Source organism: Halobacillus faecis (genome assembly GCF_007991335.1).
GTDB classification, from domain to species: domain Bacteria; phylum Bacillota; class Bacilli; order Bacillales; family Halobacillaceae; genus Halobacillus; species Halobacillus faecis.
Genome location: NZ_BJYD01000021.1, coordinates 125,640 through 141,115, shown reverse-complemented (window position 1 = coordinate 141,115; position 15,476 = coordinate 125,640). Strand labels below are relative to the sequence as shown.

At 44.0% G+C, this 15,476-nt stretch carries 18 protein-coding genes; all 18 read left to right on the top strand.

Annotated elements, in window-relative coordinates; all coding sequences use genetic code 11:
- Position 1 precedes the first annotated feature (1 nt).
- Positions 2–1,111, top strand: coding sequence for a transcription termination factor NusA (gene nusA / locus HFA01_RS11600; protein ID WP_146816388.1), 1,110 nt, complete (start codon positions 2–4; stop codon positions 1,109–1,111).
- Positions 1,112–1,126: 15 nt separating this feature from the next.
- Complete coding sequence (gene rnpM, locus HFA01_RS11595) at positions 1,127–1,402, top strand: RNase P modulator RnpM (RefSeq protein ID WP_146816386.1); 276 nt, start codon at positions 1,127–1,129, stop codon at positions 1,400–1,402.
- Entirely contained in the window at positions 1,399–1,713 is a 315-nt protein-coding gene (locus tag HFA01_RS11590) for a YlxQ family RNA-binding protein (protein WP_146816384.1), read from the top strand. Before rnpM ends, HFA01_RS11590 begins: the two co-directional genes overlap by 4 nt.
- A gap of 7 nt (positions 1,714–1,720) precedes the next feature.
- Positions 1,721–3,781: a translation initiation factor IF-2 gene (infB, locus tag HFA01_RS11585; protein WP_146816382.1), complete on the top strand. Its 2,061-nt coding sequence runs from the start codon at positions 1,721–1,723 to the stop codon at positions 3,779–3,781.
- Positions 3,778–4,056: a DUF503 domain-containing protein gene (locus HFA01_RS11580; protein ID WP_146816380.1), complete on the top strand. Its 279-nt coding sequence runs from the start codon at positions 3,778–3,780 to the stop codon at positions 4,054–4,056. Before infB ends, HFA01_RS11580 begins: the two co-directional genes overlap by 4 nt.
- A gap of 26 nt (positions 4,057–4,082) precedes the next feature.
- Positions 4,083–4,433, top strand: a complete 351-nt coding sequence (rbfA, locus tag HFA01_RS11575) for a 30S ribosome-binding factor RbfA (RefSeq protein ID WP_089652372.1) — start codon at positions 4,083–4,085, stop codon at positions 4,431–4,433.
- 66 nt (positions 4,434–4,499) lie between these two features.
- Positions 4,500–5,396 (top strand): tRNA pseudouridine(55) synthase TruB, encoded by an 897-nt coding sequence (truB, locus tag HFA01_RS11570; protein WP_146816378.1) that lies wholly within the window; start codon positions 4,500–4,502, stop codon positions 5,394–5,396.
- Between the two features lie 202 nt (positions 5,397–5,598).
- Positions 5,599–5,868: a 30S ribosomal protein S15 gene (gene rpsO, locus HFA01_RS11565; RefSeq protein WP_128522718.1), complete on the top strand. Its 270-nt coding sequence runs from the start codon at positions 5,599–5,601 to the stop codon at positions 5,866–5,868.
- Between the two features lie 122 nt (positions 5,869–5,990).
- Positions 5,991–8,114, top strand: a complete 2,124-nt coding sequence (gene pnp, locus HFA01_RS11560; RefSeq protein WP_146816376.1) for a polyribonucleotide nucleotidyltransferase — start codon at positions 5,991–5,993, stop codon at positions 8,112–8,114.
- Between the two features lie 158 nt (positions 8,115–8,272).
- Positions 8,273–9,193, top strand: coding sequence for a polysaccharide deacetylase family protein (locus HFA01_RS11555; RefSeq protein WP_146816374.1), 921 nt, complete (start codon positions 8,273–8,275; stop codon positions 9,191–9,193).
- A gap of 27 nt (positions 9,194–9,220) precedes the next feature.
- A complete protein-coding gene (locus HFA01_RS11550; RefSeq protein ID WP_246139322.1) occupies positions 9,221–9,448 on the top strand; it encodes a YlmC/YmxH family sporulation protein in 228 nt (75 codons plus the stop codon).
- A 110-nt stretch (positions 9,449–9,558) separates the two neighbouring features.
- Positions 9,559–10,452: a dipicolinic acid synthetase subunit A gene (dpaA, locus tag HFA01_RS11545; RefSeq protein WP_146816370.1), complete on the top strand. Its 894-nt coding sequence runs from the start codon at positions 9,559–9,561 to the stop codon at positions 10,450–10,452.
- On the top strand, positions 10,449–11,048 hold the full coding sequence (locus HFA01_RS11540; protein ID WP_146816368.1) for a dipicolinate synthase subunit B: 600 nt from the start codon (positions 10,449–10,451) through the stop codon (positions 11,046–11,048). The genes dpaA and HFA01_RS11540 overlap by 4 nt, the downstream gene beginning before the upstream one ends.
- Positions 11,049–11,151: 103 nt before the next feature.
- Positions 11,152–12,198, top strand: coding sequence for an aspartate-semialdehyde dehydrogenase (asd, locus tag HFA01_RS11535; RefSeq protein ID WP_146816365.1), 1,047 nt, complete (start codon positions 11,152–11,154; stop codon positions 12,196–12,198).
- Positions 12,199–12,223: 25 nt separating this feature from the next.
- The gene (gene dapG, locus HFA01_RS11530; protein WP_146816363.1) at positions 12,224–13,465 is read left to right on the top strand and encodes an aspartate kinase; all 1,242 of its coding nucleotides are present in this window, start codon (positions 12,224–12,226) and stop codon (positions 13,463–13,465) included.
- The gene (dapA, locus tag HFA01_RS11525) at positions 13,462–14,334 is read left to right on the top strand and encodes a 4-hydroxy-tetrahydrodipicolinate synthase (RefSeq protein WP_146816361.1); all 873 of its coding nucleotides are present in this window, start codon (positions 13,462–13,464) and stop codon (positions 14,332–14,334) included. The genes dapG and dapA overlap by 4 nt, the downstream gene beginning before the upstream one ends.
- A 213-nt stretch (positions 14,335–14,547) precedes the next feature.
- Positions 14,548–15,267, top strand: coding sequence for a ClpP family protease (locus tag HFA01_RS11520; RefSeq protein WP_146816359.1), 720 nt, complete (start codon positions 14,548–14,550; stop codon positions 15,265–15,267).
- Positions 15,264–15,470 (top strand): YlzJ-like family protein, encoded by a 207-nt coding sequence (locus tag HFA01_RS11515; RefSeq protein ID WP_146816357.1) that lies wholly within the window; start codon positions 15,264–15,266, stop codon positions 15,468–15,470. The genes HFA01_RS11520 and HFA01_RS11515 overlap by 4 nt, the downstream gene beginning before the upstream one ends.
- Positions 15,471–15,476 lie beyond the last annotated feature (6 nt).

Sequence of the window (15,476 nt, the reverse complement as noted above, 5' to 3'; positions counted from 1 at the left end):
GTTGAGTAGTGAACTATTTGATGCCATGAATTATTTAGAGAAGGAAAAAGGCATCGACAAAAATCTTTTATTGGAAGCACTTGAAGCAGCCTTGATTTCTGCTTATAAGAAAAACTTCAATTCCGCAACGAACGTACGTGTGGATATTAATGAAGAAGAAAGTGCCATGAAAGTCCTTGCGCGAAAAGAAATCGTAGAAGAAGTCATGGATCCGCAGCAGGAAATCTCTTTAGAAGAAGCAAATGAGATCGATCCGAACTATGAGGTTGAAGATGTGATCGAAGTCGAAGTGACACCAATGGACTTCGGCCGCATCGCAGCCCAAGCGGCTAAGCAAGTGGTTACGCAGCGTGTCCGTGAAGCAGAGAGAGGCATCATTTACGGTGAGTATGTCGATCGTGAAGAGGATGTCATGACAGGGATCATCCAAAGGAAGGATCCCCGCTTCGTCTATGTGAATCTAGGTAAAATTGAAGCTCGTCTTCCAGAAGGGGAGCAAATGCCGACGGAAACCTATGAAGTGCATGACCGTCTCAAAGTATTTGTGACGAAGGTAGAGAACAGTAACAAAGGTCCACACATTTATGTTTCCCGTACACACCCGGGGCTCTTGAAGCGCTTGTTTGAGATGGAAGTACCTGAAATTTATGACGGTACTGTCGAAGTCATGTCTGTAGCCCGTGAAGCAGGGGACCGTTCAAAGATTTCAGTTTATGCTGAAGATCAAGAGATCGATCCAGTCGGCTCTTGTGTAGGTCAAAGAGGTCAGCGTGTGCAGGCCATCGTCAACGAACTGAAAGGTGAAAAAATCGATATCGTGCAATGGTCTGAAGACCCTGTTGAATATGTGTCGAATGCCTTGAGCCCTTCTAAGGTCGTAGAAGTCCTTGTAGATGAAGAAGATAAGGCGACAACGGTGATCGTTCCTGATTACCAACTATCACTGGCCATTGGTAAACGTGGTCAAAACGCTCGTCTTGCGGCTAAATTGACAGGATGGAAGATCGATATTAAGAGTGAAAGTGAAGCACGTGAACAAGGGCTTCTATCTGCAGAAGAAGCCGATATGGAAGATGAAGACGTTTTTGACGAAGAACTGTCTGAAGATTAAGGAGGGGGAAGAACGATGACCCGTTCCAAAAAACAACCATTAAGAAAATGTGTCGTCACTCAAGAGATGGTTCCTAAACAGCAATTGATCCGTGTAGTTCGCAATAAAGAGGGAGAGGTTTTTGTGGACGACACAGGAAAAAAGAATGGGCGAGGAGCCTATCTCATGAAAGATCTCCAAGTTATTGAGCAGGCGGAAAAGCAGCAGGTGTTAAACCGTCACCTTAAAACGAAGGTGGATGACAACATCTATGAAGAATTGAGAGCAAAAGTGGAGGCTGACCCATCATGAGTGGCAGCTATTTGAATCTGTTAGGACTGGCAGTAAGAGCCGGTAAATGTACGCTTGGTGAGGAATCGATCGTACGCGACATTCAAAAAAGAAAAGCTAAGCTTGTTCTCATTGCCAATGACACAGGGAAACAAACAAAGAAGAAGCTGACAGATAAATGCAGCTTCTATGAAATACCTTGCTATGAAGTCGATGATCGAGATACATTATCTCAGGCTATCGGAAAGGCAGGGAGAGTCGCGATCGCAGTTCTTGACCAAGGATTTGCGAAAAAGTTGCAATCGCTACTCGATGAATCTATTCGGGGGTGAAGATTTTATGAGTAAAATGCGCGTATACGAATATGCAAAGAAAAATGAACTATCTAGTAAACAAGTCATTCAAAAACTGCAAAATCTGAATATTGAAGTGAACAACCATATGTCTACTTTGGAGGAGGATGCAGCGAAGAAGCTGGATCAGGCATTTGGGAAAGGGCAAGCTTCCAAAGGTCAAAACCAGAATAAAGCGAAGTCCCAAAAACCTAATAATAACAAGAAGCAGGCAAACAATAAGCAGAGAAACAACAACCAGAAGAACCATAAGCCTGCACCTCAGCAAGCACCTAAAAAGTCTAAGAAGCAGACACCTGAAAAAATCACTTATTCAGGTAGTTTGACGGTTGGCGAACTTGCAGAAAAACTAAACAAAGATTCTTCAGAAATTATTAAAAAGCTCATGTTCCTAGGCACAATGGCTACCATCAACCAGGAACTTGATGCAGATTCAATTGAATTGATCTGTGATGAGTTCGGTGTAGAAGTCGAAGAAGAGGTCATTGTGGACGAGACGGACATTGAGAACATGGTGTTCGACGACGAACCGGAAGATTTGCAGGACCGCCCTGCTGTCGTTACGATCATGGGTCACGTAGACCACGGAAAAACAACGCTTCTTGACCAGATCCGTAACACGAAAGTGACGGAAGGTGAAGCCGGTGGAATCACCCAGCATATTGGTGCTTACCAAATCGAAGACAATGGCAAGAAAATTACGTTCCTTGACACCCCTGGTCACGCTGCTTTTACAAGCATGCGTTCCCGTGGTGCTCAAGTGACAGACATCGCTATCCTTGTTGTTGCTGCAGATGATGGAGTTATGCCGCAGACAAAAGAAGCAATCAGTCACGCGAAAGCGGCAGAAGTACCAATTATCGTTGCGGTCAATAAGATGGATAAAGAAGGCGCGAATCCTGACCGTGTGATGCAGGAGCTTATGGAATATGAGCTGATTGCTGAAGACTTTGGTGGAGAAACGATCTTTGTCAAAATGTCCGCCGTTAACGGAGAAGGTATCGACGATCTAGTTGAAATGATCGGCCTTGTATCCGAGATGGAAGAATTGAAAGCCAACCCTGATCGTGCTGCTTATGGTACGGTTATTGAAGCAGAATTGGATAAAGGACGCGGTCCAGTAGCTACATTGCTGGTTCAGAACGGTACCTTGAATGTCAGTGATGCCATTGTAGTGGGGAATACTTGGGGACGCGTACGTGCTATGGTGAACGATATCGGCCGTCGCGTAAAAGTTGCCGGACCTTCCACACCAGTGGAAATTACAGGGTTAAACAATGTTCCTCAGGCAGGCGACCGCTTCCTAGTCTTTGATGATGAAAAGAAAGCGCGCTCTGTAGGAGAAGCACGTGCTCAAAAACAATTGGAAGAAAATCGTGGCTCTAACGCAAAAGTAAGCCTTGATGACTTGTTTGATCAAATTAAACAAGGTGATGTCAAAGAAATCAACCTGATTGTTAAAGGCGATGTGCAAGGATCTGTAGAGGCTCTTGCTGGATCTCTTGAGAAGATTGAAGTGGAAGGTGTGAAAGTTAAAATTATTCACACAGGTGTCGGTGCCATAACGGAATCGGACATTACACTTGCTTCTGCTTCCAATGCGATTGTGATTGGTTTTAACGTCCGTCCAGACGGGAATGCTAGAAAAGCAGCTGAAGCGGAAGATGTAGAAATCCGCCTTCATAACATCATTTACAAGGTGATGGAAGAGATCGAAGCAGCTATGAAAGGAATGCTCGATCCAGAATATGAAGAAAAAATCATCGGTCAGGTGGAAGTCCGTGAAATCTTCAAAGTATCTAAGATCGGTACAATTGCCGGATCTTATGTTACAGATGGTAAAATCGGCCGAAATTCCGGTATCCGTGTCATCCGCGATGGTGTCGTCATTTACGAAGGTGAAATCGATGCACTGAAACGCTATAAAGATGATGCTAAAGAAGTTCAACAAGGATATGAATGTGGAATTACAATTAAGAACTTCAATGATATTAAAGTGGGCGACATCATTGAACCATTTGAGATGCAGGAAATCGAGCGTAAATGATCGTAAGCGTAGAAGTGGATGGTATCATTTATGATGCGCAGTCGCTGAAAAACAAGCGTGCGGTATTGAAACGCATCATGACAAGGCTCAGGAACGAGTTCAACATAGCTGTAAGTGAACTTGAATATCAAGACTTATGGCAGAGAACTCGGATCGGCCTTGTCACGATTGCTAGTGATAAAGTGATTGCGGAACAAACGATGCAGCAAGCTTTGGCTTTCATTGATTCATTTCCTGAATTTGAACGGACAGAAACCCATCAGGAATGGCTATGATGTCTGGTTAGAAGAGGTGAGAATACATGAACGATTTAAGAGCGAACCGCGTTGGAGAACAAATGAAAAAAGAGATGAGTGACATCATCAGTAAAAAAATCAAAGATCCACGTGTAGGGTTCGTCACCGTCACAGAAGTGAAAGTGACAGGAGATTTACAACAAGCGAAAGTTTATATTTCTGTTTTGGGTGATGATAAACAGAAACATGATACACTCGTAGGTCTTGCGAAAGCGAAAGGTTTCATCCGATCTGAGATCGGTCAACGAATCCGTCTTCGTAAGACTCCGGAAATTATGTTTGAGTTTGACGAAGCGATCGAAAGAGGAAATCGTATTGAAACGATCCTTCGCGATTTAAACGATACGGAAGATTGATATGAAAATCCGTGCTGGTTCAGCACGGATTTTATATAGGATAAAAAGTTTTGAGGTGAGAGGTAAATGGACGGGATTCTTCCATTATGGAAGCCAAAAGGCTTTACATCCCATGACTGTGTCAGTAAGGCCCGTGGCATGTTGAAAACAAAAAAGGTCGGTCATACGGGAACTCTTGACCCAGAAGTAGAAGGGGTGCTGCCCCTTTGTATAGGAAAGGCTACGAAAATCGTTCCTTTTCTGACAGACACCGATAAAGTGTATGAAGCTTCTGTAACGCTTGGCTATGCAACAGACACCGAGGATGCAACAGGTACGACAGTTGAAAAGACCCCAGTAAATGAGCCCATTTCTAAAGAAACAATCAACGACGTACTTGGAACTTTTCAAGGCTGGATTACTCAGACACCACCAATGTACTCTGCTGTAAAAGTTAACGGGAAGAAGCTTTATGAATATGCCAGGGAAGGGATGGAGGTGGACAGACCTTCAAGGGAAGTACACATCAAGGACATCGAATTGATGCAGCCTGAACCCAAACAAGACGGGGACACCTTTACTTTTTCTTTCCGGGTGATTTGTTCAAAGGGCACCTATGTGAGGACGCTTTGTGTAGATATTGGAAGGGCTCTTGGATATGCCGCTCACATGTCAACATTGGTACGGACCCAGACCGCGTACATTACAAAGGAAGACTGCTATACTTTCGATGAGATCCAACAGGTTGTCGATGAAAGCTCTGGAGAACAATTGCTCCTTCCATTATCCAGGGGACTCGCCCATATGGTCTCCTTGGAGGTGGATGATGAACAGGTCGAAAAGATTAAACACGGCCAAGTATTCGAAAAACCACCCCACATACATGAAGAGCAATTTACAGTGATGAACGCCGGTGAGGTCTTAGCTATTTACCAGCAGCATCCACGAAAAACTGGTCTCATAAAACCGGTACGTGTATTTTAACGTTTCTACTTTTAGATGGATGAATGAAATGGAACTCATTGGAGGACATAGACATAGTTTTTTATCAGAGTTTGTGGGTTTTCCTTGCATTTCATTCGAAAAAAATGTACCCTTTAATATGGAACCTTCGCTTGGCGGAACGTAACTCCGACGTCCGCTCGGGGAAAGGGAATTCTAAATTTTACCAGGAGGTGTAGCTATCATGGCTATCACACAAGAACGTAAACAAGAACTAATCAATGAGTACAAAACTCATGACAACGACACAGGATCTCCAGAAGTACAAATCGCTGTACTAACTGAGCAGATCACTACTTTGAACGAGCACCTTCGTGCTCACAAGCAAGACCACCACTCTCGTCGTGGATTGCTTAAAATGGTAGGTAAGCGTCGTAACCTATTGAACTACCTTCGTAATAAGGACATTACACGTTACCGCGAGCTAATCAAGAGCCTTGGCTTGCGTCGCTAATGTATGGGAAAAAGCGGGAGTTATTCCCGCTTTTTCTGTATGTTTACATACAGAAGGGTGTAAACTGACAATAAACCCTTATAATGAAATAAGAAGAGTTATCGAGAGGAGTTAAGTTCTTTATGGCAGAAGAAAAACAAGTGTTTTCCATTGACGTTGCCGGTCGTACTTTTTCTGTAGAAATTGGCGAGTTGGCGAAACAAGCGAATGGTGCAGCACTCATTCATTACGGAGATACGACTGTCCTATCCACAGCTACCGGTAGTAAAGAGCCGAAGGACCTGCCGTTTTTCCCACTGACAGTAAATTATGAAGAGCGTCTTTACGCAGTAGGTAAAATCCCGGGAGGATTCATCAAACGGGAAGGTCGTCCAAGTGACAAAGCTGTCCTTGCTTCCCGTCTGATTGACCGTCCGATCCGTCCATTGTTCCCTGATGGATACCGTAATGATGTGCAAGTGATCAGCTCCGTTATGAGTGTGGATCAGGATTGTTCTTCAGAAATGGCTGCAATGTTAGGGTCATCCATATCTTTGGGTGTATCTGATATTCCATTCGAAGGGCCGATTGCAGGCGTTATCGTTGGACGTGTAGATGGTGAATTCGTCATCAACCCTACCGTCGAACAACAGGAGAAAAGTGATATCGACCTTACAGTAGCAGGTACGAAAGATGCCATCAATATGGTTGAAGCTGGAGCCAACGAGGTTTCTGAAGAGGACATGCTTGAAGCCATCATGTTTGGACATGAAGAAATCAAGCGTTTAGTGGCCTTCCAAGAAGAAATCGTTGAAGCCGTAGGTCGTGAGAAGATGGAAGTGCAGTTGTTCGACCTGGATGCTGAACTGAAAGAAAAAGTCGAAGCAGAGGCGACAGATGCAATTGTTCAAGCCATTAAAACAGAAGAAAAAAAAGCTCGTGAAGAAGCCATTGCACAAGTGAAAGCTGATGTTGTAGCTTCCTACGAAGAGCATGAAGCAGACGAAGAGACCCTCAAACAAGTTGGATCGATATTGGAAGATATGGTGAAAACGGAAGTGCGTCGTCTGATTACGAAAGATAAAATTCGCCCAGATGGCCGTGGTGTTGACGAAATCCGTTCACTTACATCACGTGTAGGATTGCTTCCTCGTACACACGGTTCTGGACTGTTCACACGTGGTCAAACGCAAGCGCTGAGTGTTTGTACTCTTGGAGCTCTTGGAGATGTTCAAATTCTCGATGGTCTTGATCTTGAAGAGTCCAAGCGTTTCATGCACCATTACAACTTCCCTAAATTCTCTGTCGGAGAAACTGGGCCGATCCGTGGACCTGGCCGTCGTGAAATTGGACACGGAGCACTTGGTGAACGTGCGCTTGAAGTCGTCATTCCTTCTGAGAATGAATTCCCTTACACCATCCGACTAGTTTCTGAAGTTCTAGAATCAAACGGTTCTACCTCTCAAGCGAGTATTTGTGCAAGTACGCTTGCTATGATGGATGCTGGTGTTCCAATTAAAGCACCTGTAGCTGGAATTGCCATGGGTCTTGTGAAATCAGGCGATGATTATACCATTCTTACAGATATTCAAGGGATGGAAGATGCTCTTGGAGACATGGACTTCAAAGTTGCCGGTACTGAAAAAGGAGTAACGGCCCTTCAAATGGATATCAAGATTGAAGGTCTTTCCAGAGAAATTCTTGAAGAAGCATTATCTCAAGCGAAAAAAGGACGCATGGAAATCCTTGGACATATGCTTGAGACGATGCCTGAAACACGCCAAGAACTTTCAGCACATGCTCCGAAGATCATGACCATGAAGATCAACCCAGACAAGATCCGTGATGTCATTGGACCGAGCGGAAAACAAATCAACCAAATCATTGATGATACTGGTGTTAAAATTGATATTGAACAGGATGGAACGGTGTTCATTTCTTCTACAGATGCCAGCATGAATGCAACAGCTCAGAAAATCATTGAGGATATCGTCCGTGAAGTAGAAGTCGGCGAAGTTTACGATGGTAAAGTGAAACGGATCGAGAAGTTCGGTGCTTTTGTTGAGCTCTTCAAAGGAAAAGAGGGTCTTGTCCACATTTCTGAAATGGCTGAAGAGCGCATTGGTAAAGTGGAAGACATCGTTTCCCTTGGGGATACAATTAAAGTTAAGGTAAAAGAAATCGATAACCAGGGACGAATCAATCTTTCTAGAAAAGCGATTCTCCTGGATGAGAAGAAAAAACAGGAAAACGTTGAACAATCTTAATAGGGTTACGTAAAGAAGAGATACTGGCTTGCCAGTCTCTTTTTTTTTGCCGAAAATTCATTTTGAGTCTTTTGTGAGGAGATTGGGAAAAGAGAGTAGTCCGTATTTTGGTCTAGAAGGAGGACATGCCCCATAGAATGGAATAGGGGTGATGGTCGATGAGCTTTAGATTAATCGTATTATTTAGCGTCAATCTCTGTTTTTTTATAGGGTTTGGCATGGCTTTTTTAACTGCAGACCATGTCGTAACCGTTAATAAAGAAGATACCATCTACCAAAAAATCCAGTCAGAAAAAGAAGAATTCGAATGGGAAGCACAGGATGCGAAGATCGATTCTGTCTGGAAAAAGACACCGGGGATCGTTGGTCGGAAAGTAGATGTCGAAGCCTCTTATAAGAAAATGCAGAAACACGGCAAGTATAATCCTGAATTGTATGTCTATAAATTGATCAAGCCGGAGGTTTCTTTAGAGGACTTACCCGCTTCTCCCATATATAGAGGTCATCCGGATAAAGAAGCTGTTTCTTTTCTCATTAACGTCTCATGGGGTGAAGAATACATTCCAGACATGGTGGATATTTTAAACGAGCATCAAGTAAAAGCGACCTTTTTCATTGATGGAGCCTTTGCGAATGATTTTACACACCTCGTGCAGATGATTGAAGAGGAAGGGCACACAATCGGCAGTCACGGGTACAGGCACAAGGACATGGGTAGAATGACAAAGGAACAAGCCAAAGCAAATTTAGAACAGGCGGATGAGCTACTATTCGCCTTGACTAAGGAAAAAGTGAAATATTTCGCTCCTCCGTCCGGCAGTTTTAATATGGCTACTGTGGAAGCGGCAGATGAAATGGATATGGAAACCATCTTGTGGACCGTGGATACGATCGATTGGAGAAAGCCAACATCTGATGTGCTCATCACAAGGGTCATGGGCAAGGTCCATAATGGTGCCACTATTCTCATGCATCCGACCGAGGTGACTGTGGAAAGTCTTCCGAATCTGATTGAACAAATTAAAGATCAAGGGTATAAGCTCTCTTCACTTCAGAAGTTATTGAGTGAAGAGAGATAGAGAAGAAGGAGAGTAGCCAAAGTGAGAATGAAATCTCTAGCCCAAAAACAAGTGATCGATATTGAGAACGGAGAGAAATTAGGAATTCTGGGAAAAGCGGACTTGATCATTGATCCTGATTCTGGAGTGATCAAGTCATTGGTCATCATGAATCAGGGATTCATTGGTTTCGGATCCTACAAAAAAGAAATGACGATCGATTGGAGTCAAATTGAGACCATTGGTGAGGAAACGATCCTCTTAAAAAAACGATGAACACTGCAGCATGTGCTGTAGTGTTTTTTGTTTGCTAATGGAAATCACTAACTCCGCATTCCGGCATAGGATACAAGGAGATAAGATACTAGATAAAGGAGACATCCGGGATGCTAACAGGATATCATGTAGCAGTCATAGGGGGCGATGCCCGGCAGATCGAACTTATTCGAAGGTTGAATGAGTGGGATGCCACCGTCTATTTGGCTGGGTTCGACCAACTGAATGAAAGCTTTAGAGAAGCCATTGACCTTGACTTCGACAGCGAGCAGGTGGAAAAATTGGATGCCATCATCCTTCCTGTACCTGGGACGGATGCGGAGGGGAAGATTGAAGGAATCTTCTCCAACCAGCTGATCCATTTGTCAGAGGAATGGTTAAAAAGGACACCCGACCATTGCCAAGTGTTTTCTGGAATTGCCAACGATCATTTAAAAGATTTAGCTGCAAAAACCAATCGTACACTCATCCCTTTAATGGATCGGGATGATGTTGCCATTTATAATTCTATTCCTACCGTAGAGGGAACCCTCATGTTGATTATTCAACATACCGATTTTACGATTCACGGATCTAAAATTATTGTACTTGGTCTTGGTAGGGTAGGAATGAGTCTTGCACGCACGTTTGACCATCTCGGTGCTAAAGTAGCTGTTGGCGTGCGTTCGTCAAAAGCAGCGGCAAGAGTTTATGAAATGAGGCTCGAGCCAATTGATATGAAGGACATGGATAATGCCGATATGTCATGTGACATCCTGCTGAATACTGTTCCGCATCTGGTCGTAGATGCTTCGGTTATTAAACAGTTGCCATCGCATGCGATGATTCTGGATCTGGCATCCAAACCAGGAGGAACCGATTTCCGTTATGCCGATAAACGTGGGATCAAAGCATTACTCGCACCAGGTCTGCCGGGAATCGTAGCTCCTAAAACGGCAGGGAGAATCATAGCAGATGTTGTTTCACGAATCGTTCAGGAAGGTCCACGAAAGGAGAATGAATGATGTCTAAGTTAAAAGGAAAAGTGATTGGATTTGGGTTAACTGGATCCCATTGTACGTACCATGAGGTATTTCCTGTCATGCAGGAACTCGTCGACCTCGGAGCAACTGTGGTCCCTGTTTTATCTTACACTGTACAAAAAACAGATACCCGCTTTGGGGATGCGTCCGATCATCTAGAAAAAATAAAAGAAATTACAGGTGAAGAACCAATTTTGACGATTCCTGATGCGGAACCCCTCGGACCTAAACGTCCTTTGGACTGCATGCTCATTGCTCCTCTCACAGGGAATTCAACAAGTAAATTCGCCAATGCTCTGACGGATTCGCCTGTGTTGATGGCTGCTAAGGCAACTTTGAGGAATGAAAGTCCTGTCGTCGTCGCTGTTTCAACAAACGATGCTCTAGGACTGAATGGTGTGAACATCATGAGGCTCATGGCGACAAAGAATATTTACTTTGTCCCTCTAGGTCAGGACCACCCTTTCAAAAAGCCGAATTCACTGGTAGCCGATATGACATTGATCCCAGAAACGATTGAAGCAGCCCTGGAAGGGAAGCAGCGGCAACCGGTTTTAATTGAAAGGTATCCGAATTAATTCTTTTTTTCATACCAGGTGTTCTTGTAAATATGATAAAATAACAAAAATAGTGACATGTCTTACTATTCTTACAAATGATATACAAGAGAGGATGCCGAATATGAGCGAAATGAAAAAATATAATGTAGCCGTTGTCGGAGCGACGGGAGCCGTCGGACAAAAGATGTTGGAGACTTTAGAAGACCGAAAGTTCCCTGTTAAAAACTTAAAGCTACTCTCGTCAAGTCGATCAGCCGGATCGAAGATGTTGTTCAATGGAGAAGAATACACGCTGGAAGAAGCGACTCCAGAAAGTTTCAAAGATGTGGACATTGCTTTGTTTTCTGCTGGAGGGTCCGTATCCAAGAAACTGGCTCCTGAAGCTGTCAAGCACGGAGCGGTCGTCATTGATAATACGAGTGCTTTCCGTATGGCGGAAGGTGTACCTCTCGTAGTACCTGAGGTGAACGAAGCAGATATCAAGGAACATAAAGGGATCATTGCTAATCCCAACTGTTCGACCATTCAAATGGTGGCGGCTCTTGAGCCGGTTCGTAAAGTTTATGGCATGAACCGTGTCATTGTTTCAACATACCAAGCTGTTTCTGGAGCCGGAAATGAAGCTGCCGAGGAGCTGCGAGAACAATCTCAATCCTTCTTAAATGGAGAAGAACTTGAGGCTAATCTCCTTCCAGTGAAAGGAGATAAAAAGCACTATCCGATCGCATTTAATGCGCTGCCTCAAATTGATGTCTTTCAGGATAATGGTTATACATTCGAGGAAATGAAAATGATCAATGAAACGAAAAAGATCATGCATGCACCGGATCTTTCTGTTGCAGCTACTTGTGTACGCCTTCCTTTTTTCACATCTCACGCGGAGAGTGTATATATTGAAGTAGAAAAAGAAGGGATTACGGTTGAAGAAGTCAAACAGTTGATGAATGAAGCACCTGGAATCGTTCTCGAAGATGATCCTGCTACTCAAACATACCCGACACCTTTAAGTGCGGCCGAAAAGCGAGAGGTTTTTGTCGGCAGAATCAGAAAGGATCTCGATAATGAAAAAGGATTCCATTTATGGGTTGTATCAGATAACTTGTTAAAAGGTGCAGCATGGAATTCCGTGCAAATTGCAGAACGCTTGATTGCGAATGAGTGGCTGTAAACTTTTACTGAGTTGAGGTGGCCAAATGAAGCTACTTGTACAAAAGTTCGGTGGAACGTCCGTCCGGGACCAGGAAAGTCGGTCCCGGGCGATCCACCATGTGAAAAATGGCTTGAAAGAAGGATTTAAAGTCGTCGTTACCGTTTCGGCAATGGGGAGAAAAGGTAGTCCATATGCGACCGATACTTTGCTTGGGTTAATCGACTTCCCTAAAACGAATGTTTCGCCAAGAGAGCAGGATTTAATGATGTCATGCGGGGAGACGATTTCTTCGATCGTTTTTGCTCATGAGTTGAATCTGGCTGGCGTAAACGCTGTTTCGTTAACAGGAGCACAAGCTGGGATTATGACCAATGGAGATTTTACAAAGGCTAAAATCACGCAAGTAAATCCTGGTAGGATATTTGAAGAATTGAAAAAACACGAAGTCGTTGTCGTTGCAGGATTCCAAGGGCAAACCATTCATGGAGAAGTCACAACAATCGGCCGTGGGGGCAGTGACACCACAGCTGCTGCTTTAGGAGCGGCTTTACATTCCGATTTTATCGACATTTTCACAGATGTAGAGGGCATCATGACCGCAGATCCGAGACTGGTTCAGGAAGCGAGACCTCTGAACACCATCACATACAATGAGATATGCAACTTGGCCTATCAAGGAGCAAAAGTTATCCATCCAAGAGCTGTAGAGATTGCGATGTATGCGAAGGTTCCCATTCGTGTACGCTCCACATATTCTGATCTTCCCGGGACGCTTGTGACGGGAACGAAGGAAGATCGAACAGGAAGAGACATATCCGAACGCACTGTAACAGGAATTGCTCACATGGATGGCCTCACTCAAATCAAAGTCCAATCAAAAGAAGACCCTTCCAAACTACAATCCGATGTATTCAAATCGATGGCTTCCGCCAATATTTCCGTAGACTTCATCAATATATCTCCGAGCGGTGTTCTATACACCATTAACCACATTTTCACAGAGAAAGCGGTCCAAATTCTTGAAGACCTAGGTTATGAACCTGAGGTTAGAGAAGGCTGTGCAAAAGTTTCCACAGTCGGGGCTGGTATTACTGGCATTCCCGGGGTAACAGCAGAGATCGTTCAGACATTGACCGATAAGGGCATTCAAATTCTCCAATCCGCCGATTCCCACACGACCATCTGGGTATTGGTCAAGGAAAAAGATCTTATAGAGGCGGTCAACGCTCTCCATAAAACCTTCCGATTGAGCAAAGCACCTAAGAAAGGGGAACAACTGACATGAATTTCGGAAAGGTTCTGACTGCCATGGTGACACCGTTTGACCGCCATGGTGAGATTGATTTTAACAAAACGACAGAGCTGATCGAATATTTATTAAAAAATGGGACCGACGGACTTGTCATTGCTGGAACGACGGGGGAATCTCCGACGCTGACAGCTGATGAAAAAGTAAGCTTATGGAGTCATGTCGTGAAAACAGTCGACGGACGTGTACCTGTTATTGCAGGAACAGGGAGCAACAGCACAGAATCATCCATAAAGTTATCGAAAAGAGCTGAAGCCACAGGCGTAGATGCTATCATGCTTGTCGCCCCTTACTACAATAAGCCGAATCAAGACGGTCTCTATCAACATTTTAAAACCATCGCAGGATCCATGAAGCTTCCGGTGATGATTTATAATGTTCCAGGAAGGTCGGTCGTACGAATCCAACCAGAAACCATCATGGAACTTTCTAAGATCGAAAACATTGTTTCATTAAAAGAAGCCACAGGTGATCTTGAAGGAATGGCCAACATTCGTGCTTTCACTGATCAGCATTTTTCTATATACAGTGGAGACGATCATTTGACTCTCCCTGCCTACGCTGTAGGGGCAAACGGCATCATATCAGTTTCCTCTCATGTCATAGGAAATCAGATGCAGACGATGCTCTCTCTTTTCGAAGAGGGTAAATGGAAAGAAGCAGGAGATCTTCATCGAAGACTGTTGCCAGTGTTCAATGGAATGTTCAGTGCTCCTTCCCCAGCTCCTGTAAAAGCCGCTTTGAAAATCCAAGGACTTGATACCGGTGGAGTAAGACTCCCATTGGTTCCCTTAACAAAAGACGAAGAAGCAGTCATTGCAAATTGTTTGCAACATCTTACCTAAACCAGGGCGGGTCGCCCTGGTTTTCTTATTGGGTGCATGCTTAACATGTCAAACAAAACTGTGTTATCCCAAAATCGAGGCCTGCACAAACCTGCCCTATGCTTTCATAATGACGAAGAGTTTTTAAAGAATGTTATCAGGGAGGTCATGTTGAAAGTATGTTTCAGACTGTTTGAGTCATACTACGGGAAAAGAGCGAAAGGAGATCGATCCATGAAAGACGATTCTAAAGAAAAAGATCAATCCAAATCGCAATCCTCTCTCGTTGACAAAATTCAGCAGCTCGGACAAAGCAATGTCCCGCAGCCGGCTGATTCCAATATCCATGTGCTGCCTATCATCGGGCAGGTAGAAGGGCACGTTCAGCTGCCTTCACAAAACAAGACAACGAAGTATGAGCATTTAATCCCTCAATTGATTGCGATTGAACAAAACCCTAAAATTGAGGGCTTGGTCGTCCTGTTAAATACTGTTGGAGGAGACGTTGAAGCTGGTCTTGCCATCTCAGAAATGATTTCTTCCCTTTCCAAACCAACGGTATCCATCGTATTAGGAGGCGGACACTCCATCGGTGTTCCGATCGCTGTATCTGCGGACTATTCGTTTATTGTCGAAACGGCGACGATGACGATTCATCCGATCCGTATGACGGGTCTTGTCATCGGTGTCCCTCAAACGTTTGAATACATGGATAAAATGCAGGATCGTGTCATCAGCTTTGTCACGAAACATTCCAATGTGGCAGAAGATAAATTCAAGGAGCTTATGTTTGATAAAGGGAATCTCACCCGTGATATTGGAACAAATGTGGTCGGACAGCAAGCCGTGGATCATGGTCTAATTGATGCTGTTGGCGGTGTGAAAGAAGCGATGTCAAAATTGAATGAGCTCATTGAGCAGAATAAAGGTTCTGAACAGCAGGTGGTTCAATGACCATTCTATACACACCTTTAAGTGAACATGATATTTTTCCAATGGAAGAAGAAATGTCGGTCGTGTATCATGAACATAACAATTGTCCGTTAATGTGTCGTAAGTCTGCTGATGGAAAAAAGCAGATTATGCAAATTCTGTCGACAGACCCTTCCCATTACATGGATCCAGATCTTCAACCAGGACAATGGTTGGACTCGTAACATTGT